The organism is Leptolyngbya sp. FACHB-321 (assembly GCF_014695975.1).
Classification (GTDB): domain Bacteria; phylum Cyanobacteriota; class Cyanobacteriia; order Leptolyngbyales; family Leptolyngbyaceae; genus Stenomitos.
Window position 1 is genome coordinate 13715 of the sequence record NZ_JACJPI010000090.1, and the last position, 23728, is coordinate 37442.

Sequence of the window (23728 nt, forward strand, 5' to 3'; positions counted from 1 at the left end):
GACCCTACACTCTCATTCTTGTATTCGCTCTGTATAATTTGCATCACACATAATGATTGCGATCGACTGTTAACATCAAGTTGCTTCTTCTGCCTCCATACCGAAGCAACCACGACAGGCGAGCCAAAATAAGGCGTGCAGTATCGCGATTGTCATCCTGCTTCAAAGGTCAATATGCAAGTACAGGATTTGCTAGAGCGTTACCAGAACGGCGAACGGAACTTTGCTCAGATTGACCTTAGCAGCGCTAACCTGAGTGGGGTCAATCTGCGAGATGCTGACCTCACAGGCGCTAATTTGACAGGCGCTAATTTGAGTTGGGCTTTTTTAAGCCGCGCTAATTTGACAGGAGCCTGCCTGAGGCGGGCAGACCTTCGCAGTGCGTCACTTAATAACGCCGTGCTGAACCAGACAATTCTAAGCGGCGCTAACCTCGGCAAAGCTGATTTGCGGATGGCACAGCTAGAAGCGGCTGATCTAAGTTGGGCAGTACTTCAGGAAGCCGACCTTAGTGGTGCCAACCTCCAAGCAGCTAAGCTTGATCAGGTCAACCTTGAACGGGCAAAGTTAAGTAACAGTTGCCTGGCTGCAGCAGAATTAATGGAAGCCAACCTGCGTCGTGCCAACCTCACTAGCGCCACGCTCGATCGGGCAAATCTGCGAGAAGCACATCTGGAAGAAGCAAACCTGCGAGAGGCATCGCTGATTGGCGCAAACTTAATCGAAGCCAACTTAAACGGCGTGTATCTACGACAAGCTAATCTCACCGAAGCGGATCTGCATCGCGTTGTGTTGACTGGGGCAGACATGAGTGAAGCAATCCTTACCAATGCTGATCTCAGCCGATCCAATCTGGCAGGAGCCTACTTGCTCAAAGCCAGTATGAGTAAAGCACAACTCTTACGAGCAAACCTACAGGATGTCTATCTATTAAGGGCAGACCTTAATGGAGCGAACCTGCGTGGGGCCGATCTGCGACGAGCAGATCTCAGCGGAGCCTATCTGAGCGATACGTCCTTGAGCGAAGCCGACCTCAGCGATGCTTACTTGCTGGAAAGCCATCTCATTCGCACCAATTTAGACGGGGCACAGATGACCGGCTGCTGCATCGCTAATTGGCACCTGGAAAACACAGATTGCTCTAGAATCAACTGCCGTTATGTGTTTACTGGGTTTGATTACACAACTAAAAGCCCTGCCGATCGCTACCCAGTTGGACGAGATCTGGAAGCAGGCGAGCTAGAGCGGCACTATCAGGAAGATAATGCGGTGGTTGAAGTCTACCTTACTGAACCACCTAATTGGGAAGCGCTTGCGTTTACGTTAGCGCAGCTTGATCTTGAAGAAAATGCGTTGGGACTGACGATAAAAGCCTACAAGCCGTCAGACGATAACTACCTGATTCAGTTAAAGGCAACTCGCCCAGTGAATGCTAAAGCGCTGACGCGGCGCATCTTTCAGGTTTATCCAAAAATTTTGCAGCAGTTGCTCACGCATCGAACCGAGATACTTAGCCTGTTGGCGATCGCACCTCAGACCAAGCAATCAGACGTAGCCTTGGAGCCAGCATCTCAGGTTAACCGAGCCGCACCGGAGGTACCATCACACGATCGCCGCATCCGGCTTTACCAGGAAGTTGTGCGGCAAATCCAGCACATTATGATGAACCAGGCTCCTGACCAATTTGTGCAGAGTGTGCAGCAACTACTTGATTATCTGAACCACCAAGGCATTGCTACAGAAGCGATTCAGAAGAAGGTTATTAGTCAGGTCATTACACAGCGCGCTAAGCAAGACAAAAGCTTTTGCGACCACATCCAGCGCTGGGAAAAAACGGCTCCTGACGTTGCCCGATCGTCAGCCGTTGGTCAGGCAATGCGTTTTGCGATCGCGCAGATGTGGGCTGACACCAAACAAAACTGACGGTTTTGACAAGCAGGACTGTTGAATCACTGGACTCACAGCTAGACTGCTGACTCAACAAATCCCAAGGCTAAAGCCTTATGCTAACAGTGCCACCTGCGATTTGTGATTAAAGCTGGGCTTTGTAAGAAGCTGGGCAAAATCAAAGCAAAGAGAGTGGGAGGGAGAAGGGAAAAACCTCTTGCCTATGGGCAAAGTTTCTACCCCCCTCCCTATAAAGAGTGGAGGCTACTACTTGTACTAGTGCGCCTGACGAGAAACTAATTTTTCAAAGGTTGCCTGGGTCTGATGCAGCATCTGTTCGCGGCTGTCATCCGTATTGGTTAGCGTTGGTACCAGATTACGAGCTTGGAGTGCCATATGAAGTTGGAGGTGCGCGACGTACTCGCTAAAGTCTTCTCGGTATGCAGCGTTTGAGGATTGACGTAAAGACGAATTCAAAGCGTTCTCCTTGTTAACTCTAGAGCCTAAACCACGTCATGAATGTATCACGCAGGCTTTTTACACTCCTAACTCTGCAACGAAGATTAACGGTTCATTGGTTAATCATTGAGAACTGTAAAGTTTCTTGATGTCACCCTAGACGACAACGCAAAAATGACTGCTGTCCAGTACCTGAACCTTTGTTTTGCATCCACAATTGAGAGCAAGACAAACGGTAGGGAAAGGACGGCAGTCAAAGGTTATACAGAGCGATCACAGGTGTCACTTCGTCTCTACATCAATCGTTGCTCTAGGGCTTGCGAACTGAAGATAAGACAGATGGCAGCAAAGTAGCGGTGCTGGCAGTCGATAGCTCTGCCAATGCGCCAATCGCAGCATTAAATAAACGCCCAGGTTGGAGGTCGTCCTTAATCAAGTTCCAGAGGCGTTGGACTTCTTCTGTATGGAGGCGATCGTCTTCAGTAAGTGCAATAACCAATTGCCGCCGCAGAAACTTGCCTTCATCGGACAATAAGAACTGGATGCCAAGTTGCGCCGTCGGCAATAGATCAAACGACTGATCACTACGGGCGATCGCAATCAAGTTTTCCAGCCGCTCCCACTGGAACTTCCCATCTTTAAACAGCACTTCAAGCAGTCGGCGTCGTAGTGCTGGCGACTCTCCCTTCAACAAGCGCTGCGCCACGTATGGGTAAGCAACATCGACAATTTTGAAGTTAGGGTTGAGGGTCAGCGCAAGACCTTCCTGCGTCACCAGCGAACGAATAATCAGTGCAAACTTAGCTGGTAAGCGGAATGGATATTCATACATCAACTCTGAGAAGCGATCGGTAATGGTTTTGAAGTTAAAGTCCTTCACGCTTTCGCCCAGCACGTTGCCTAACACTGCTTCAAGTGCTGGAACAATCGGCTGAATGTCGGTATCAGGAGTCAGGAAGCCTAGCTTCACAAAATCCCTTGCCAGATCAACATAATCTTTGTTGATGAGATGCACGACAGCATCTACGATCGTTTCCTTAGCCGTCTCGTCAAGCTGATCCATCATACCGAAGTCGATGTATGCCATCTGAGCAATCGGCTGCTCCGTCGTTTTGCTGCCGTCCACGTTGCAGTGCGGTGCCATTGCGAAGAGATTACCGGGATGCGGATCAGCATGAAAGAAACCAAACTCTAAAAGCTGACGCAGACCAGAGGTAACCCCAATCTCAATCAGTGCATCAGTTGCCAAACCTGCTTCGCGGATGCTCTCAGTATCGGTTAGCTTAAAGCCATGAATCCACTCTAAAACCAGTATGTGCTGGCTGCTGTAGCGCCAGTAAATCGCAGGCACTTTAACCGTTGGATCATCGCGGAAGTTCGTGGCAAAGGCTTCAGCGTTGCGTCCCTCATTTAAGTAATCAATTTCTTCAAAGAGCTTGATGCCAAACTCATCTACCACTAGCGCTAGGTCGTGCCCCAGGTTAAGCGGTAACCAGGGAGCTAAGAAACTAGCTGCACGCCGCATTAAGTAAAGGTCTAACGTAATCACTGGCAGAAGATTGGGACGCTGCACTTTGACAGCAACTTCCTCACCAGTGTAGAGACGGGCATGATAGACCTGTCCCAAACTGGCCGCCGCTACTGGCAGGGGCGAGATTTGGCTAAAGATTTCGTTAACAGGGCGATCGAGTTCGGCTTCAATCCGCGCTAGGGCGATCGGCGTGGGGAAGGGTGGCAACTGATCCTGTAGCTTGATCAGTTCATCCAAAAAGTCCTTACGGATCAAGTCAGGTCGCGTAGAAAGCGCTTGACCCACCTTGATAAATGTTGGTCCCAGCTTGATCAGTGTCTTACGTAACTGCTCGGCTCGCTTGAGCTTGTGACGCTCTTGGTTACCTTGCCACTCGTCCCACTTTAAACCCAGAAAAAAGCCAAGAAACGAAAAAATAACGTGAAGCGTACGAGAAAGTGCTCTCCAGGGGCGATAGCGATAATATTGCGCGATCGCGCCTGCATCGTAACGTCTCAATTGACTAAGGGGATGCTGACCCACGCTTGCTCTTACCTCTCTAACGTGCTCTCAAAGGGTGAGGGCAGCGCCGCAGCTTGCTAGCATCGCCCCCAGTAAAATCAATCGCGTGCAAAAATGGCGCTAAACACTTTCAGAGTTCAGCTCTTAATCTTTGCTTACTCTTTGCCTTACTTCACTATAGTATACGAAACTACAAACATTTTCGTATACTGCTTGACCCACTAGCAACAGGTGTATAACCGCACCGTAAGCTAAGGCAGGGGTTGATCCCGAACCACTTCCAGGTCAGGCTTAGCAAGCACCATCACCAGACGGGTCAAGGTTGATGCACGACGGATTTCGTCGCTTTGGTCTTACCCGTCTAGGGTTCCCATCCGTCAAGCGGCACGATCGCTCAGGCAATCTTTCAAGGCATACGCTACTCGCTCTTGCTGTTCGGGTAGCATTTCAGGAAACATCGGCAATGACAGCACTTCGTTAGCGATCTGCTCGGCGATCGGGTGCGATTTGGGCGCTTGCATTTGATCCTTATAAATGGGCTGGAGATGCAGCGGTAGAGGGTAGTACACCATAGAACTCACCCCTTCTGCCTGTAGCTGCTGGCGTACCTGATCTCTGTGGTTACCGTCGTTTGATGGTGTCTGGTGTGGCGCAGTATTGAGCAAGCGAAGCGTGTACTGGTTCCAAACGCCTTTGCCACCCGCTGGTTCTTGCGGTAGAACGAGACCTGGAACGTGCTGGAGCATCTGTTGGTAGCGATCAGCAACAGCGCGACGCTGGTCATTCCAGATGTCTAGGTAGCGAAGTTTGACTTGCAGAATAGCGGCTTGCAGAGCATCTAGCCGCGAGTTAACGCCGATCGCCTCGTGATAATAGCCACCCGCTCGTCTACCGTGGTCACGCAGCATACGGATAGTAGCAGCGATCGTCGGATCATTCGTTGTCACCGCACCGCCATCGCCACACGCGCCCAGATTTTTGGTGGGATAGAAGCTAAAGCAGCCAATGTGCCCAATGCCGCCAACCTTTTGCCCTGCCCATTCCGCACCCACAGCCTGAGCGCAATCTTCAATAACAGCAAGCTTGTGAGCTTGAGCGATCGCCATCAGCCGGGTCATATCCACTGGTTGCCCAAACAAGTGAACTGGCAGAATTGCCCGCGTCCGTTCTGTAATCGCCGCTTCGACCCGATCAAGATCCAGGTTAAAGGTATGCGCTTCGATATCAACAAAAACAGGTGTGGCACCGATCGCACTTACAACTTCTGCTGTTGCGATAAACGTAAACGGGGTTGTAATTACCTCGTCGCCCGGTTTGATATCTAACGCTCGCAATGCCAGATACAGTGCATCGGTGCCAGAGTTGCAGGCAATACTTTCTGAAGTGCCGATATAGTGAGCAAACTGTTGCTCAAACGTTTCAACCGCAGCGCCGCCAATGTAATGACCTGACGCAAGCACAGCTAGCACTGCTGCATTTACCTCATCGCCAATAATTTTGTACTGCTCAGATAGATCGAACGGGGGAATTTTACTCACTCACTTACACCACACATCACACTCTGTTAATAGAATCAAATTTTGTCCACAAATGGAATCAAATTGCTGCCTTTAGTTCACTGGACTGGATTAAAGCACCGATTGTTTCAGCCAGAGAGGAAAGAGCAGTAGGAGTAGGAGAAGCTTTTTAAGTGATGAGTTGAAGTTGTTGACTGCTGGTCGGCTGCTGCTTGCTTTCTTTTAGCATCCATAACGTTCTAATCTGTCCCCAGGGCGTTACAACCAACAACTCTATTATGGATTCACCGTTACAAATTGTTTGGGCATTGGGCATGATGGCGATCGCCATTGCCCTCTCAGCCTGGCAACGGCTGGGATTGGAGTGGAATTTAGCCGTCGCCACCGGACGTACAGTTATGCAATTGTTGGTCGTAGGCTACGTGCTGGCAGCAGTATTCGCCCTTCGCAATCCCTGGGCAGTGCTAATGGTGCTGGGAGTGATGCTAGCGATCGCCACGATCGTCGCTCGTAATCGAATTAGCAAAAAAGTGCCGCACCTGCTGCCCCTGGTCGGTGGCTCCATTCTAATTAGCACGGTTTTGACCCTAGCGTATACGAGCCTACTGGTGATCCGACCGCAAGTCTGGTATGAACCACAGTACGTCATTCCCTTAGCAGGCATTGTGCTGGGCAATGCGATGAATGGTGCCGCGATCGTGGGAGAACGTCTAGTCAGCACCCTAAACAACAGCCAGCTAGAGATTGAAACTCACCTAAGTTTGGGCGCTACACCTCAGCAGGCGATCGCGCAATACCGCAAAGATGCCATCAAAGCGGGACTCATTCCAACCATCAACACCATGATGGTCGTCGGTATTGTTACCCTACCAGGCATTATGACGGGGCAGATTTTAGCCGGAGCCGATCCTCTCTTGGCAGCTACTTACCAAATGCTAGTCATGTTCATGCTGGCGTTTGCTACTCTCACTACGACACTGCTTGTAAGTTGGGGTATTTGTCGGCAGTTTTTCAATCAGGCAGCGCAGTTAGTCCTCTGGTAATGCCTCTTAAAGACACTCTTTGCACCCTGGGTGGAATGTCTTTTTAGTGCTGTAAGAGGCATGTTTCAACAAGGAGCAGAGCAGAGGGACTCAAGGGCTAAGAGTAGCGATCGCCCACGACTACCGCTTCTCTAAGGCGAACGGGGCGATCGCTTTGATACAGGAACGAGGCTTTTAACAATATTGCAACCATCCTCTTGCTACTGTTAGCATTCTTGCTAGCGTTAGGGACACTCATCGCTGATGCACTGACGCTGACAGAGTAACAACCCAAACCAGTTGTTTGGATCAGTCCAGACTTGTAATGGTTGAAACGCGTATGTCTCCAGTGTTTTGACCAGGGCTGGCAGGTGGAACTTGCGTGAGATTTCGGTGCGAATGGTTTCACCAGCCTGGAGCGTCGTCTGAAATGCTAAGGCTTCTAGTGCGATCGTTTGCGTGACCAAACTGCGGAGATGCATCTCAATTTGATGCTCAGTCGTGTTGTAAAACGCCCAATGGTCAAACTGCTCAAGGTTGAAATTGCCTTGAAACCGCCAGTTTAAGTGACTCAAGCTATTGAGATTAAACGCTGCCGTAATGCCCTGAGCGTCGTTATAAGCGGCTTCAAGAATCGCTGGATCTTTTTGCAAATCAACGCCCAACAGAAAAAATTCTCCAGGCTGAAGCGCCTTACGGACACGATCGAGAAATTGTTGATACTCTGCTTCACTGAGATTACCGATCGTGCTGCCTAAAAAGATCAGCATCCGGTTTTCCAATTCAGCCGGAGGCAGTTGGTCTAACGCCTGCTCATAGGTTCCAGCTAACCCGCACAGTTTGAGTTTGGGGTATTGATGTAGTAGCTCCAGCGCGGTGGTTTTAAGAATGCCAGCGCTGACGTCGATCGGGCAATACTGCAATGGATCGCTGAACTGACTGTATGCCTCTAGCAGCAACCGAGTTTTGCGAGAGCTGCCACTGCCTAGCTCAACCAATTCGCAAGCCCCTGTTAATTGAGCAATTTCAGAGGCATAGGTTTCTAAAATTGACTGCTCAGTACGAGTGGGATAGTACTCTGGCAAATCGCAGATTTGTTCAAAGAATTGCGAGCCGCGATCGTCATAAAAATAGCGGCAAGGGAGCGTCTTTGGCGTTTGCTCTAGCCCTTGAATGACATCTTCTCCCTCGCGGATCAGTGCTTCTGATGAATTGAGCGTAATCCAGCGCAGGCGAGACAATGATGATTGCACAGTGGTCACTAAACGGATCTCCTTGCGTAATGGCGACGGTGTATTTCTCGTTCCCCAAGTTACTGAGGCAATCGCTGACGACTGAGGCTGTCTCCAGACGAGCGATCACTCACATCTTTCAAGACGCTGCAAAAGGTGATGCTTAACGCCTTAATCGAGCAGTCATACAGATCAGGACGAAGTGCAAAGCGAAAAATCCCAGTCTCCCTTCACTTCCAAGAGTTTAAGCCCGTACAGTCTTAAGCCCGTTAGCTATGGAGGTACTAGCCTTAAAGACTGACAAAACCTCTGCTGTCTTAAGCAAGGGGGAAACCTTAAGACAGCAAGAAGCTCAAGCTCAGGCTAACAGGATATGTCTTCTTATGGAGATTAAAGCTTTCTCTAGAGCATTCGCGTCTGCCTTTAGGTGAAAGGATCAGCAAACATTAACGAAGAATATACCGGTCGAGAGAAGAGCATAAGCGCGAACCTCTGTCTTTAGCCTCTTGCGGGAGTCGCGATCGTGCTGAAACTATGCTTAAAAACTGGTAAGAAGATGTAGGCGCAAAACTTCTTTAAAGGACACTTTAGAGCAATCTCAAATCATGATGTCTTGGTACGATCAAGATGCTTTAGCAGGGTCAGCCGGACATTGAACTGCCCCATTGGTTGACTGAAAGACTAACGGCGGCACCTTTGCAGCTTGTTGAGATGCACAAATTGCTGTAACAAACTTGTTGGTTGGCTTCGCGATTGCAACGGCTGCCGTGTAGCTCTTTAAGCCTTCAGCTTTTGGAATTGCAGTAAGTTGAGCTTGATTGTTGTTGGGTACTGTGAGCTTGTAGGTGTAGTCGCTGTAAACGGCGATCGGAACAGCTGCAAACCGCTCCAGTTCCTCTAATGTGACGGCAAAGCGAGTGTTCTGGCGATAGAATGCCTGCTGCGCTTTATTCATTGTGTCCAGGTAGTTTCTAGCCGCTGTCTGCTGCTGGTCGCGCGTACGCTCTGCCTTGACCTGAGGGGACACCTGGTTGCTAGAGGAAATTGTGGAGATTTTTTCACCCGCCTTTCGTTCCGCACCGCCCCAGGCATAGGAATGGGCAATAAGCGCAACCGCTCCACCCGCAACAAAAGACACCACTGTCACGATTGCTGACACCTTAAGATAGTTAACCGAACGATCGCTAGTTGCCGAGTCGTTGGGTGCCTCTGGGAAAGAGCGATCGCGCCAGGGCAACCGCGCACTAATCTGCTGGAGTGCGTCATTCCACGTCGCTAAAACACGAGGCGAAGGCGCTTGAGGCTGTGGTGAATCTTGTGAAGATGAGTCTTGAGACTGTGAATTTTGAGAACGTAGAGCTTGAATGTTTGCTTTAGCCTTTATCCAGCGCTGCTTCCACGTATCAAATTGAGTTGAGTGATCGCTAAAAGAGTCCGTCGTAACACTAGAGTCTGAGGCGCTAGAATCCGAGCTATCAAAATCTGAGACGTTAAAATCTGGGGTGCTAGAATCTGGGACGTTAGAATCTGGGGCACTAGGACTAGACTCTGGAGCGCTAAAGGGTATCTCTGAGGTTTCAGCTACTGACGATCGAGGCACTGTAAACGTTTCAACCCAGTGAGGCTGCTCCTCGCCAAGGCGCTTCCCATACACCTGCACCTGTTGAATAGACGCAACTTCCAAGCGGAGAATGCCTCGTTGCACAAACGCTACCAGTGTTTGGGCATTTAACGGACGAGCAGCATTGAGAAACACATGGAGACAATCCACCTCAACAAAAGTCTCTGCTGTTACGCCCTGCGGCTCTAGCGTGGCATTAATGAGTGTCGCGATCGCCTGTGGATCACCCTGTTTCGCAAGTTCAAGAAGATGCGGCTGAGTCATGGCAGAGCACTGAGGGAAAAAACTTGACTCGACAAATCATTTAGCATCAGGATACTCGCAAACTGTCGATCGGGCACAAAGTCAACTAAGCCCCCAGCAAGACTGTCACAGTGTTTCAGGACAGTTCTTTGGGCAAACCTTATCACCGTCTAAAGACTACAGTAGGAACGTTACACGTAGCGTCCCTATAAAATGTTCCTTACCCCTCATGCCCCACGCCTCAAAGAGATAACGAACCCATCTTTCAGTTGCCATTTCGCTCTACAATGCTTGGCAAGCTGACTCGCAACACCCGATCACCCTCTAACTCGACGTTCTTATGAGTATTGGATATCTTGCCCTCGTTCTCCATGCCCACCTACCTTTTGTTCGCCATCCCGAAAGCGACTATGTGCTGGAAGAAGAGTGGCTCTATGAAGCCATTACAGAAACCTATATCCCGCTCCTACAGGTTTTTGAGGGGTTAAAGCGAGACGGCGTTGATTTCAAAATCACCATGAGCATGACACCGCCGTTGGTGTCGATGTTGCTCGATCCACTGCTGCAACAACGCTATGACGAGCATCTAGCCCAGCTTGAAGAACTGGCAGAGATGGAAATCGATCGCAACGCGCACAATGGGCACCTCAAGTATTTGGCAGAGTATTATGCCAAAGAGTTTAACCAAGTGCGGCAGGTCTGGGAGAAGTACGATCGCAACCTCATTAAAGCCTTCAACCAGTTTGCCGAGTCCAATAATCTCGAAATCATCACCTGCGGCGCAACTCACGGCTACTTCCCCTTAATGAAGATGTACCCGCAAGCTGTGTGGGCGCAGATTAAAGTTGCTTGTGAACACTACGAGGAGACGTTTGGACGCGCTCCGAAGGGCATCTGGCTACCCGAATGTGCTTACTATGAAGGGGTTGAGCGGATGCTAGCGGATGCTGGCTTGCGCTACTTTCTCACTGATGGGCATGGCATTCTCTATGCCCGTCCTCGTCCCCGTTTTGGCACCTATGCGCCCATCTTCACCCCTACCGGCGTAGCTGCTTTTGGGCGTGATCACGAATCGTCACAGCAGGTTTGGTCATCAGAAGTGGGCTACCCCGGTGCTAGCGAATATCGCGAGTTCTACCGCGATTTGGGCTGGGATGCCGAGTACGAATACATTAAGCCTTACGTAATGCCCAACGGGCAGCGCAAGAATGTGGGCATTAAGTATCACAAGATCACTGGCAAAGGTTTAGGACTGGGCGACAAGCAACTCTACGATCCCTACTGGGCACGCGAAAAAGCAGCAGAGAACGCTGGCAACTTTGCTTATAATCGGGAGCGCCAAGTCGAACATCTTTACGGCATGATGCAGCGCAAGCCCATCATCGTCTCGCCGTACGATGCGGAATTATTTGGGCATTGGTGGTACGAAGGTCCCTGGTTTATCGACTATCTGTTCCGCAAGGCGTGGTTTGACCAGGGCACCTTTGAGATGACGCATCTAGCAGATTACTTGCAAGGGAATCAAACCCAACAGGTGTCAAATCCTTCCCAATCAAGCTGGGGCTACAAGGGGTTTCACGAGTACTGGCTGAATGAAACCAACGCCTGGATTTATCCCCACCTCCATAAAGCAACAGAACGGATGATTGAACTGGCAAAAAATGAGCCAGAAGATGAACTGGGCTGGCGATCGCTCAATCAGGCTGCACGCGAATTGTTATTGGCGCAATCGTCTGACTGGGCATTTATCATGCGTACTGGCACGATGGTGCCGTATGCAGTGCGCCGGACACGATCGCACCTGATGCGCTTTCACAAGCTCTACGAGGAAATTAAGCAGGGCAAAGTGGATGCGGGTTGGTTGGAGAAGGTAGAGGCGATCGACAATATCTTCCCCAACATCAACTATCGCGTCTACCGCCCCCTTTAGGACACAGACGAGTTACTAGGCAAAGAACTCATCAGCCGGAGCATGAACGCCTTCTTTAATGAGGGTTGTGCGGTCTTTGACAGGCGACCAGCCAAGCTGGCGCTCCGCTTTGGAAGAGTCGAAGACCGCAGCAAAACTGCGACCTTCCCAGTCCGCATAGCTGGGGAACGCGGCATTGGGATCGCGTCCCAGGCTCTTCACTGCCCATTTCACCAACGCTTCCGAATAGTTGCGCCAGCTAGCGGTGGGAATGCGTCGTAGCTTTAACCCAGCACGTTGCTCAAATTCATCCAGGTAGTCGTTAGCAGAAATCTGGGGTTCGCTAGTGAGGTTATAGGACTCGCCTTCAATACCAGGAACCGCGATCGCGCGCGCCATCGCATCGGCAACATCATCAACCAGGACGATCGGCAGTTTGCTGTTGCCATCACCCCACAAGCGGCATACGGAGTTGTAAGGCCAGGCGGCAATGCCCCAGTGATAGGGGTTCCCGCCGCGACCAAGAACCACACCGGGGCGGAAAATGACGACAGGCAAACCCTTTTCGCGCTGAAGCTGAAGTAAGATTCGTTCATTTTCGACCTTCGAGCGTGGATAAGGCGCAACCCGCAGCATCCCTTCGTGAGGTTTTGTTTCTTCAGTAATCGTCCCAGCACCGTTGCCTGCATAGTAAATAGCGATCGACGATGCATAAAACAACCGCTTTACGCCATGCTCCAGACACAGCTCCGCAACTTTACGGGTTGGTTCCACATCGGTTTTGAGGTAGTCATCCCAGGTTTTGCCGTTACCGCGCGCCAGATGGTAGACATACTCAATGCCCTCAAGCGCTGCACTAACCGCGTTTGCGTCGGCAAAATCGCCTTTCGCTAGTTCGACACCTAGACTACGCAGCGCGGGTGAGCAGTTGTTGGGATCACGGGCGAGAATGCGAACCCCGTGCCCATCTTGCCGTAAGCGTTGCACCAATGCCTGACCGATAAAACCAGTGCCACCAATAACTAGCACATTAGACTTTGGCAGCTCTGTTGGAGCAGGCTGATTCAGCGCAAAAGGTTCTGTTTGAGGCTCTGGCAAATGGGTTTCGCGGGCAATCCACTCTGCTAGAGCGATCGCGCCTTCTCCTAGAGACGGGTCGATACGCTCATCAAGCTTGGCACTGCGGGTAGCATAGAAACTTTCAACCGTTCGCGCAATGCTGTAAGAGAAGGGAGCAGAAACCTTCGATAGTCCCGCTTTGGAGAGAACAAAGTTCGCTAAGGTGCCAGTCGCCTGTGCCATAGAATCACGAGCAACCGTAGCAACCGTGGCGAAGCGATCGACATCGAGCAGATACGGCGTGTGTTCCTGGCAGGTGTAAGTGTTGTTTTCAAAATCCACATGAGCAACTGCATTAGTGCCACGTATATGGATGTAATGCTCTGGATAGCCGTCGATGAACGAAAACCGCAGTCGAATGCTAGTGTTGCCCTTCCAGCCGCGTACTTCCCAACGGCGGTAGAACTCTAGCCCACGGGGAAGATCAATGCGATCGTTCACATCCACCGACAGCGAATCTGGTTGCCCAATGAGGTGAACCAGATGCGTAAAGGAGTGCGGTGCGACTTCAAACAAAATATTCTTCGGTGTCTGGAGCATCCACGCACCGTAGGGTCCACCCGATAACTGGCCTAGCTCTTTGTTCCAGACAATATCAATCTGATCGACGCGACCGAGCCGCCCACTGCGCAGATCCGCCACCAGCCTTTCGTAAGCTGGGAAGTAGAGAAAATTATGACTGACGCCGATCGATCGCCCGGTCGTTTCAGCCCGGCGGCGGAGTTCCTGACAGTCGCTGACTCGATGGCACAACGGCTTTTCGATGAAGGCATCGACCCCTGCTTCGACTACCTGGCAGCCTGTAGCAAAGTGGACATGAGGCGGCGTGAGAATGTGAACCGCATCCAGACGCTCTTCAGACAGCATCTTGCCGAGATCAGAGTAGACAGTTGGAATACCTTTTGACTGGGCAAATTGCTCTGCTAGTCGCTTGTTCAGGTCACAGATGGCACGCACTTCAACGTTGGGTAATTGGCGCAGTGCCGCGAAGTGGTAGTCAGAAATGTAGCCTGCCCCAAGAAGCGCGACGGCGATCGGTTTGCTTTGTCCGTTACTGGCTGACATAGGCTATCTCCCTGTGATTTGAATGGTATCGGCAATGGGTGTTTGAGCACCCTTATATTCAATAATTTCGTGCTGTCTATGGAGCAGGCGATCGCCCGTAAACTTGACCACCCCAAAGGCTTCTGGAAACACGGACGCGCCACAGGACAACCCCCAAGGAATGCTCTCGCCCCAGGAAAAACCACGTTTACGTGTGCCTAGAATCGTTCGCAATGCCGTCAGCGGATAGCGTCCCAAAACCAGGAGGGAAAGTCCAGCAGTAAAGGGCGTGAGGGCGATCGCGCCCAATGGCACCAGTACACCCCACAGCCAGGTTCGCCGGATCTCCTTCACAAACTTGCGTTCTGGCGGCGCACCATGCAGGCTAGAAACCTGAGCATAGGCATACCCACAGCGCTTTGCCCGTTGCCACCACTGGGACAGCCGATGGATATTGGCATCGTGCAGAGTACTATTGTGGTCGATCCGCAGAATAGAGCTATTTGCTTGCCGCAAGCGGACACTCAGTTCATCGTCCTCAGCCGCAATCACACCACTGTTGTAGCCACCGACGGCTGCGAAGGCGCTGGCACGAAGCATCACGTCGCCACCAAAATGAGTGGTTTCGCCAACCTGACCCATCCGCCACTCAACATCACAAATCCGGTTATATGGGCTGCGATCAGGATAGCGTTCGCGTCGCCAGCCACAAACGGCAACAACAGTAGGATGCTGATCTAAAGCGATCGCCGCTGCTTCAAGCCAACCAGCTGCAACTTCGCAGTCACCATCAATAAATTGGACGTACTCAACTTGAGGAGATTGCTCACGTAGCCGCTCAAAGCCAGCATTACGAGCACGGGCGGCTGTAAAAGGAAGGGACAAATCGAGATTGACGACCGTTACGCCGCGATCGCGGGCTGCCTCACAGCTTCCATCCGTCGAGCCAGAGTCCACATACACAACGGGACGCAAGCCATCCACGACCGAATCCAAACTACGAACCAGGCGATCGCCTTCGTTCCGCCCAATGACCACGACTCCAACCGTTTGTGAGCTAGTCACACACCCTCCTGCCAACACCACCATTTGCCATTACGAGGCTCCATCGTTGCCTAACTCTGCCCAGTCAGTATTTCAGACTATGCCCCTCAACTTCGCAGAGGAAGATTAAGGGTAGAGTGCCCAAAACGATCGCTCTGTTCACCCCAGGTTTACAAGCTAGCCTGAAGCTGCTTGCTGCCTTCCAGTACAACACAGAACCCGGCGGGGTTAAAGCCAGAAACGGCTCAAGAACACAAAATTATCAGTACATACTGAATTGTGAAGCAATGGTTAAGGACTGATTTCAGCTATGAGCCGTCAGCCGTCAGCTTAGTAGCGTGAGAGAAAAGCATGGTATGTAGAGCTATAGTCTGCTTCCCGAAGGATAAATTGCGATCGCCAACTGCTGATCGCTGACTGCTGACCACTAACCGCTAACCACTAATTCGTAACTGCCTCTGGTTCTGCCATGTCTTGTGTCGGGTGGAAATAGTCGTAGATCTGCTGCGCCAGACGAGGACCAATACCCGGAACGGTGGCAATTTGAGTAGGTGTTGCCTCTCGCACGTAGTCGATCGACCGAAACGTAGCCAGCAGTTGCTTTTGGCGATGGTGCCCCAGCCCAGGGATGTCGTCAAGACGCGATCGTCTCATGCGCTCACTACGCTGCTGACGGTGGAAGCTCACTGCAAAACGGTGAGCCTCATCGCGTAACCGACGCAATACTTGCACTCCTGGTTGCTCTGCCTCCGTTTTCAGCGGGAACGATTCTCCTGGTAGAAAAATTTCTTCTCGCTGTTTGGCAAGGCTGACGACTTTAACATCGTCCAGCAAGTTTAGCTCTCGCAAAACCGTCACAACAGCCGAAAGCTGGCCCTTACCGCCATCGATCATCACCAGATCAGGAAAATCAGCCGTTGCTGACACATGGCGACTCAGGATAGAATCTTGTTCGGCTTTCACCAACTCGCCCTTCTCTTTGAGCGCAGCATACTTACGAAAGCGTCGACCGATCACCTCTGCCATGCTGGCAAAGTCGTCGGAGTGTCCAGAGATGACGGTAGGCGTTTTGATTTTGTAATGGCGATAGTGCTGTTTGGCAGGTAGCCCATCTATAAAGACAACCTGCGACGCAACGGCATCAGAACCCTGAATATGAGAAATGTCATAGCCTTCGATACGGCGCGGTAGTTCGGGTAGATCCAGGATAGTAGCAAGGTCAAGCATTGCCTGAGCATTGCGATCGGCAAACCGTTGCGTCCGTGCTAGCTCATAGCCAGCATTACGCTCCACCATCTCGATCATCTCAGCTTTGACCTGACGTTGCGGAGTAACGATCGCCACCTTGCGTCCTTTGGTCTGACTGAGAAACTCTCCCAGCATGTCCCCTTCAGGCAATTCATGCTGCACGATAATCTCAGCAGGGATTTCAACCGCATCCACTGTTTGGTAATGTTCTTCAAGGACGCGCTGAAGGATAGCTCCTGGGGAACCAGATTGGGCATCGGCAACAAAGCCCAAACGCCCAACCAGTCGCCCTGCACGAATTTGAAAAAGCTGCACACAGGCGTATTGGTCATCAGCCGCAAGGGCGATCGCATCCCGCGAAATGGTATCGTCTGCCATCGAAACCTTCTGGTCAGCGCCCAACAGCTTCAGCCCAGCAATCTGGTCGCGAATTTTTGCCGCTTGCTCAAAGTTGAGCGACTCCGCTGCCTTTTCCATTTGAGCTGTCAGAACGTCAGACAGTTCGCGTGATCGTCCCTGGAAGATCATCGCGACCTTTTGCACAATCTTGTGGTATTCCTCGGGCGTCACCAATGCCTGACACACACCGGGGCAGCGACCAATATCGTAGTTCAGGCAAGGACGATCCTTAAACAACGGCTGGGGGCGTTGCCGCAAGGGAAAGATCCGCTTGACCAGATGCAGCGTTTGGCGCAGCAGCCCAGTATCGACGTAGGGACCGTAGTAGCGGTCTTTTTCCTTACCGAGCCGCCGCCTGCGCGTGATGAAAATGCGGGGATACGGTTCTGACCATGTGATGCAGAGATAAGGATACTTTTTATCGTCTTTCAGCAGCACATTGAAATGAGGCTGGTGCTGCTTGACTAGATTAGCTTCTAGCGCCAATGCTTCAGCTTCAGTATCCGTAACAATAAACTCAATTTCCGCAACTTGCTTGACCATCAACGCAATCCGAGGACTCAGCCCCTGGCTATCGCGAAAATAAGAGCGGACGCGCGATCGCAGCTTTTTTGATTTTCCGATGTAGAGAATCTGATCATTTACATCCCGCATATAGTAAACGCCCGACTCCGCTGGAATCTCTTTGAGGCGGCTTTCCAAGCGCTCTGGATCTTTAACCAGTGTCAGAACTTTTGCAGGTGTCACAGGTAGGACTTTGCTGTAGGACTTCATCTCAATTTTAAACGAATCTATCGAGACTTCAAACGCAACTAAGGTCGATCGTCTCCGTAATTGCTAAGATTGCAGTGTATCCAATTAAACACACGTACACTGATTATTGTCATATGACGCTCGAAGAGTTTGAATCACAAACCCGTGAAGAACTAGAACAAGCCCTTAACCAGCTTCAAGCTGCAACCCTATTGATTGCAGAACTTTCCGCTCAGGTTTCTCAAGCTGGTAACACCGTGCAGGCACTGAGCCGACGAGTCGAAACCTTTGTTTCTCAACAAAAAGGTCAATAATGACTTGTGATCGTTCTACTTGAAACGTTCTTTAGCGTGGCGATCGAGAACGAACTGCATTGATCAGTAGAACGGTTGGTTAAGTAGAACAGTTTATTAAGTAGAACGGTTGCTTAAATCATGCGGTGCTTTAGTTCATCACTAATAGCCTGCTGAATTTGCGGTAGCACCACAGGCTTGACCAAATATTGCCGCGCACCTAAATTTAAGGCACGCTGTCGATCGGACTGAAAGGCAAACGCTGAAACAACAATAATTGGGATTTCTGACCACTCTGATGCTTGTTGCGCCTGCTCCAGCAACGTAAACCCATCAACATCTGGCAGTTTTAGGTCGAGCAAAACCAGGTGCGGTCGAAACTGCGCCATTTCTTGAGCAAACGTCGAGCCACTTGCAAGACTACGGACACAATAGCCACAGTGCCCTAAAAAGTCATGCATCAGTTGACGACTGATATCATTATCTTCGATCAGTAAGAGGCGGATACTGGAGTTTAACTGAGACATCGGAGCAGCGATCATTGTGTGCATGAGTTTGAGTCACGTTGTAATCAGCTATCTAGCCACTGCTGCTGTACTTGAATTGCGCTTAGATGCAAATGTTTTGTGTGCCATATGGCACTTACGCAAATCACTCTAGCAACAAAAATTGACACGTTAAGCCTTTGATGACTCAATGAGTGAGCACATCGACTAGTTCCTACTACCCCTGAGAGTATTAGAAGTACATCAAATTAAAAGCTTCGTCTGCGATCAAGATCACTCAGTAATTGTTCCCAAATATCTGTGCCAATAGTAACTCGTAGTTGGGAGGCCTTCAGTTTAAGAAGCGCCCTTTTTGTCAAACGTGCTCTAGCATTGAGGTGGAAACGCAGATGTATTTGGCTTCAGACGATCGCGGGTTCTGGTAAGGCACCTTGCATTCGACTGAGCCAGTTGAGCAAGCTATCAAGCTGTTGTTCTGCCTTCAACGCTCCCAGTCCTCGCACTGTCACCTTCCCTGGTGTGTAGACAAAGCGCGAATGCAAATGATCCGGCAGATTAGCCTTAAGTAGATTCCAGGCAGGTTCTGCCATTGGTGTTTCCAGCACAATATGCTGAGTGCCATCAGGCTTGATGCGAGAGAAACCGCACTTTTTAGCTACTTGCTTTAGTTCCACAATGCGGATGAGCTGAAGGGCAGCAGCAGGGATGGCACCATAGCGATCGCTCCAGTCGGCGGCGATCTGCGTCAATTCTTGCTTGCCTTCGGCAGAGGCAACAGCACGATAGGCACTCATTTTTTGATCAAGATCAGGGATGTAATCAGCCGGAATGAACGCGGTCAGGTTGAGGTCAATCTGGGTGTCATCGACAGTGGGGATTTCCTGCCCACGGATTTCGCCGATCGCTTCTTCCAGCATCTCAATGTAAAGATCAAAGCCGATCGCATCCAGTTGCCCAGACTGCTCCGCACCCAGCAGGTTGCCCACACCGCGAATTTCCATATCCCGTACAGCGAGTTGATAACCAGAGCCAAGCTGCGCGAATTCTTGAATGGCTCGTAAACGCTGACGTGCGGTATCCGTTAGCTGGCTTTGCTTGGGGTAAAACAGCCATGCGTGCGCCTGAATGCCTGCCCGCCCGACTCGTCCCCGCAACTGGTAAAGCTGCGACAACCCAAACCGCTGCGCGTCTTCAATCAGGATGGTGTTAACGCGGGGAATATCCAACCCCGATTCGATAATGGTGGTGCAGAGAAGAATGTCTGCTTCGCCTTCGCTGAAGGTCAGCATGGTCGTTTCAAGTTCAGCTTCGGGCATCTGTCCATGAGCGATCGCAATGCGAATTCCCGGTATCATTTCACGGATGCGTGTGCCAATCTCTTCGATACCTTCTACACGGGGCACGACATAGAAGATTTGCCCACCGCGATCGAGTTCTTGCCGCATAGCGGTACGCATCACTTCGGGGTCGTAAGGCGACAAGTGCGTTTTAATCGGACGACGAGAGGGCGGCGGAGTCGTGATCAGGCTCATCTCACGCACGCCCGAAAGCGCCATGTAGAGGGTGCGGGGAATCGGCGTAGCGCTGAGAGTTAGCACGTCAACCTGCGTACGGAGCGATTTGATTTTCTCCTTCTGGTTCACGCCAAAGCGTTGTTCTTCATCCACTACGAGCAAGCCTAAATCCTTTGGCTGCACGTCCTTACTTAGCAGTTGATGGGTGCCAACTACAATGTCCAGTTCGCCCGTTTTGAGCCGTTGGATGATGTCCTTGCGCTCTTGCGGGCTACGAAAGCGGTTCAATAAGCCGATTTGAATGGGGTAAGGTGCAAACCGTTCTTTTAGCGTGTGGTAGTGCTGCTGCGTCAGGATGGTTGTAGGAGCCAACATTGCCACTTGTTTGCCAGCCGTCACCGCTTTGAAAATAGCGCGAATGGCAACCTCTGTTTTACCAAAACCGACATCGCCGCAGACAAGCCGATCCATGGGGCGATCGCTCTGCATATCCTGCTTCACATCCTGCGTTGCTTTCAGTTGATCTGGCGTGGGCTGATAGGGAAACGACTCTTCCATTTCTTCCTGCCAGGGCATATCAGCGGGATAGGTAAAGCCAGTTTGTTGCGCTCGTTGAGCATAAAGCTGAAGCAAGTCCACTGCCACTTTCTTAATCGCTTTGCGGACTTTGCTCTTAGTGCGCTCCCAGGCTTTGCTAGACATCTTGTTGAGTTCAGGCGTGGTGTCGCCTGCCCCCCGAAAGCGCGAGAGCGAACTAAGTTGATCTGCTGCTACCCGCAGCAAGCCATCGGCATATTGCAAGACCAAATACTCGCGGGTTTCATGGTTGAGCGTCAGGCTTTCGAGCTTGAGGAAGCGACCCACGCCGTGATTTTTATGCACGACGTAATCGCCGGGACGCAACTTGTTGGGATCAACCTGTTTAGAGGCAGCCCGCCGACGTTTGCGGACGTAACTGGGCGTTGCCAGGGAATGTTGACCGAAAAACTCCCGATCGGTCACGACAACCAGGCGGAAAGTCGGCAAAATAAAGCCTTCCAGTTCCGCCAAGCCAGAGTATTTCACTGCAACGGGGACATGCTGCACCTGAAGCTTATCGATTGCTAAGAAATCGCGCGGATTTGGGATAAACTGCGCTGGACAATCGTGTTCTTGCAGCAAGGACACCGATCGCGACGGTTGTGCCGACACTAGCCAAATCGAAAAGCCGCGATCGCGCTCATCCCGCAGGGTTTCCGCCAGCCTGCCAAACTGATGGGGAATGGCAGGCACCGATCGACTCGCCAAATTAATTGGAGCAGGACCCTTATCCTGTGCGGTTCGTACCTTCGGTTCTTCTGCCAGTTCGGACAGGTAAAGGCGATCGAAGAGTTCGACCTCTGCCAACGATTCTGCAAACGTCCGGTGAATACGGGGAAAATCCAGCCTTCTTCCAACGTTATCTACTCTTGCTTCGCCTGTAGATTCAATAACGTTGCCCTCTGCCTTCTGCCTTCTACCTTCTTCGTACTGCTCTTCGGCGTGCTCAAACCAGCGATCACCGTGCGCTTCTGATTGATCGGGTTCGTCGATCGCGATCAGCGTGTTTTCGGGTAGATAATCTAGCAGCGATGCAGGTTTGTCAAACGCAAGACCCAAAAAGCGACGGGAGCCTTCCGGCATTAGCCCCTGATCAAACTTCTCCTGCTCTTCTTCCGACAAAAACGCTTTTATGGCATTGGCTTTACTGCCTGTGAGCGCCGTTTGAATAATGGGCGCAAAGTTTGTGGGAGTGAGAACGAGTTGCTCAATGCGATCGAGCGATCGCTGGGTTGCTGGGTCAAACTCTCGAATTTGGTCCAACTCATCGCCAAAAAGCTCTAACCGCATCGGCAATTCAGACGCAACCGGAAACACGTCAATAATGTCTCCCCGCCGACTCCACTGCCCTTCTGTCTCAACCAGGGGGACGCGATCGTAGCCTAGCCGCGCCAATTCATGCCCCAATGTTTCCAGGTTTAACTCTGTGCCTCGCTTCAGCGTTAAGCAGTAGGGCTTAAAGGCAGAAACAGGAGGCAAGTGAGGCTGAAGGGCACGTTCAGTAGTGACAATGGCGAAGGATGAAGGATGAAGGCTAAAGGATGAAGGTTGGGCTTCCGCCTTCATCCCTCCGCCTTCATCCCTTAGAAGATCCGCCAACACCTGCAACTGCCCCCAAACCATCTCCGATTCAGGATCAAATGGCTCGTAGGGTGATGATTCGGATGTGGGGTAGAAGTGAACGGTTTGCCAGCCCATTGCGTCGAGTTGGGCAGTCCAGCGTCCGGCTTCTTCCAGCGTGGCAGTGACGACCAGTAGATTACGAGACTGCGCCTGCGCCAGGGCAGAACTAACTAAGCCCTTGGGCAACCGTGCCAAGCCGTTTAACCTCAGATATTGATGCTGCTGAAGTTTCGCTAAGAGTTCGGTGGTGAGGGGCGATCGCCCCAGCGCACGAGTGATAGAAGAAAACGCCATGTTGAAACCGCGAAGCCTGTCGAGAGGAGTTACCTATCTTCATGATAAAGGGCTTGCTATGCTGCTGAGTTACCTTTGAGGAGGTCGCTGTAGCCCTTTGTAGAATAATCAGCACGATTCAAGTTCTTTGTAAGACCAGCATGAACCGGAAAAGACGAGTAAAAAGAGTTATCTTCTTTGGACTAATTAGCCTCATAGTTGTAGCCATAGCGTTGGCTGTTGTCACTTTCTCTTTCGGTCCATCTTTTGTTGCAAAGCGATTCAACCCCATTGATGCCAACAGAACGCAACCAATTTCAGAGGCTGCTCAAACGCTGCACAAATCTCTGGCTATTGCTGATTTACATGCAGACTCACTGCTGTGGGGCAGTGACTTATCCAAATTGATAAACTACGGTCATGTTGATATTCCACGGCTTATTCAAGGGAACGTTGCCTTACAAGTTTTTACAAGCGTAACTAAAGTTCCAGCTCCATTACTTTTAGAAAATAATAGCGATCGCAGTGATGACGTTACAAAACTTGCCGTTTTACAACGTTGGAGCATTCCGACTTGGTTTAGCCTTTCAGAACGTGCTTTATATCAAGCTAGAAGACTGAAATCTTTTGAATCAAGTACCCAAGGAAAGTTCAAAGTCATTGCATCAAAGCAAGATTTAAGCAATTATCTTGCTGCAAGACAGCGTAATGTACAAATCACAGCGGGTTTATTAGGTTTAGAGGGCGCACATGCCTTAGAAGGCAAGATTGAAAATGTCGATCGTTTTTACAAAGCGGGCTTTCGGCTCATTGGGTTAGCTCATTTCTTTGATAATGACGTAAGTGGCTCTGCGCATGGAATCAAAAAGGGAGGACTGACTTCGTTTGGTCGTGAGGTAGTACGACTGATGGAAAGCCGTCATATGATTATCGACTTGGCTCATGCCTCATCTCAAACAATTGATGAGGTGCTAGATTTCACCAACAACCCTGTATTGGTTTCTCACACAGGTGTGCAGGGAACCTGCAGCAATGCTAGAAATCTGAGCGATCGCCAAATACAACAAATCGCTCAACATAAAGGAGTGATTGGCATTGGTTTTTGGAAAACGGCAACCTGCGGAAATGATGCAGCCGCGATCGCTCGCGCTATCCGTTACGCAACAGATTTAGTTGGCGTTAATCACGTTGCGCTTGGTTCAGATTTTGATGGTGCTGTCCGGCTTCCGTTTGATGTTGCTGATATGGTTCAAGTTACCAATGCGTTATTAGTAGAAGGCTTTTCTAAGCAAGAAATTGAGAAGATAATGGGGTTAAATGTCCTCAATCTCCTACAAGCTCTTCTCCCAGAAAAATAGCAAGATTGCCCTTACCATCGATTGGTTTAAGCCTTGTCAAGCCTTCGTCCATT

The 23728-nt window shown here is 50.7% G+C and carries 15 protein-coding genes; 5 read left to right on the forward strand and 10 right to left on the reverse strand.

The genetic code is table 11. The annotated features are described in order from the left end of the window. Positions 1 to 135: 135 nt before the first annotated feature. The gene (locus tag H6F76_RS28705; RefSeq protein ID WP_199322584.1) at positions 136 to 1923 is read left to right on the forward strand and encodes a pentapeptide repeat-containing protein; all 1788 of its coding nucleotides are present in this window, start codon (positions 136 to 138) and stop codon (positions 1921 to 1923) included. A 240-nt stretch (positions 1924 to 2163) separates the two neighbouring features. Here H6F76_RS28705 and H6F76_RS28710 read toward each other — a convergent pair whose 3' ends face one another. The 3 genes from H6F76_RS28710 to H6F76_RS28720 form a co-directional block, all read right to left on the reverse strand. After that, on the reverse strand, positions 2164 to 2364 hold the full coding sequence (locus H6F76_RS28710) for a hypothetical protein (protein WP_190451183.1): 201 nt from the start codon (positions 2362 to 2364) through the stop codon (positions 2164 to 2166). 292 nt (positions 2365 to 2656) lie between these two features. Continuing rightward, complete coding sequence (locus H6F76_RS28715) at positions 2657 to 4399, reverse strand: AarF/UbiB family protein (protein ID WP_190513510.1); 1743 nt, start codon at positions 4397 to 4399, stop codon at positions 2657 to 2659. A 356-nt stretch (positions 4400 to 4755) separates the two neighbouring features. Continuing rightward, positions 4756 to 5916 (reverse strand): aminotransferase class I/II-fold pyridoxal phosphate-dependent enzyme, encoded by a 1161-nt coding sequence (locus H6F76_RS28720; RefSeq protein WP_190513511.1) that lies wholly within the window; start codon positions 5914 to 5916, stop codon positions 4756 to 4758. A gap of 257 nt (positions 5917 to 6173) precedes the next feature. Here H6F76_RS28720 and fetB point away from each other — a divergent pair, with 257 nt between their 5' ends. After that, a complete protein-coding gene (fetB, locus tag H6F76_RS28725; RefSeq protein ID WP_190513514.1) occupies positions 6174 to 6938 on the forward strand; it encodes an iron export ABC transporter permease subunit FetB in 765 nt (254 codons plus the stop codon). A gap of 224 nt (positions 6939 to 7162) precedes the next feature. Here the strand turns inward: fetB and egtD are convergent, their stop codons facing one another. Both egtD and H6F76_RS28735 read right to left on the reverse strand, forming a co-directional pair. Continuing rightward, on the reverse strand, positions 7163 to 8158 hold the full coding sequence (gene egtD / locus H6F76_RS28730) for an L-histidine N(alpha)-methyltransferase (protein WP_199322608.1): 996 nt from the start codon (positions 8156 to 8158) through the stop codon (positions 7163 to 7165). 613 nt (positions 8159 to 8771) lie between these two features. Further along, positions 8772 to 10034: a type IV pilin-like G/H family protein gene (locus tag H6F76_RS28735; RefSeq protein ID WP_190513516.1), complete on the reverse strand. Its 1263-nt coding sequence runs from the start codon at positions 10032 to 10034 to the stop codon at positions 8772 to 8774. A 319-nt stretch (positions 10035 to 10353) separates the two neighbouring features. Here H6F76_RS28735 and H6F76_RS28740 point away from each other — a divergent pair, with 319 nt between their 5' ends. Beyond that, positions 10354 to 11943 (forward strand): glycoside hydrolase family 57 protein, encoded by a 1590-nt coding sequence (locus H6F76_RS28740; protein WP_190513518.1) that lies wholly within the window; start codon positions 10354 to 10356, stop codon positions 11941 to 11943. A gap of 15 nt (positions 11944 to 11958) precedes the next feature. Here H6F76_RS28740 and H6F76_RS28745 read toward each other — a convergent pair whose 3' ends face one another. From H6F76_RS28745 to uvrC, 3 genes are all read right to left on the reverse strand, one after another. Then, positions 11959 to 14106 carry an NAD-dependent epimerase/dehydratase family protein gene (locus tag H6F76_RS28745; RefSeq protein ID WP_199305412.1) on the reverse strand — a complete coding sequence of 716 codons (2148 nt, stop codon included), beginning with the start codon at positions 14104 to 14106 and terminating at the stop codon, positions 11959 to 11961. A gap of 3 nt (positions 14107 to 14109) precedes the next feature. Beyond that, on the reverse strand, positions 14110 to 15150 hold the full coding sequence (locus H6F76_RS29940; RefSeq protein ID WP_199322586.1) for a glycosyltransferase family A protein: 1041 nt from the start codon (positions 15148 to 15150) through the stop codon (positions 14110 to 14112). 420 nt (positions 15151 to 15570) lie between these two features. Then, positions 15571 to 17550: an excinuclease ABC subunit UvrC gene (uvrC, locus tag H6F76_RS28750; protein WP_190513520.1), complete on the reverse strand. Its 1980-nt coding sequence runs from the start codon at positions 17548 to 17550 to the stop codon at positions 15571 to 15573. Between the two features lie 113 nt (positions 17551 to 17663). Between uvrC and H6F76_RS28755 the strand changes: the two genes are divergently transcribed. Beyond that, positions 17664 to 17843: a hypothetical protein gene (locus H6F76_RS28755; protein WP_190451192.1), complete on the forward strand. Its 180-nt coding sequence runs from the start codon at positions 17664 to 17666 to the stop codon at positions 17841 to 17843. Positions 17844 to 17956: 113 nt separating this feature from the next. Here the strand turns inward: H6F76_RS28755 and H6F76_RS28760 are convergent, their stop codons facing one another. Beyond that, positions 17957 to 18364, reverse strand: coding sequence for a response regulator (locus H6F76_RS28760; RefSeq protein ID WP_190451671.1), 408 nt, complete (start codon positions 18362 to 18364; stop codon positions 17957 to 17959). A gap of 365 nt (positions 18365 to 18729) precedes the next feature. Continuing rightward, positions 18730 to 22338, reverse strand: coding sequence for a transcription-repair coupling factor (gene mfd, locus H6F76_RS28765; RefSeq protein ID WP_190513522.1), 3609 nt, complete (start codon positions 22336 to 22338; stop codon positions 18730 to 18732). Between the two features lie 140 nt (positions 22339 to 22478). Between mfd and H6F76_RS28770 the strand changes: the two genes are divergently transcribed. Beyond that, complete coding sequence (locus tag H6F76_RS28770) at positions 22479 to 23675, forward strand: membrane dipeptidase (protein WP_190513524.1); 1197 nt, start codon at positions 22479 to 22481, stop codon at positions 23673 to 23675. Positions 23676 to 23728 lie beyond the last annotated feature (53 nt).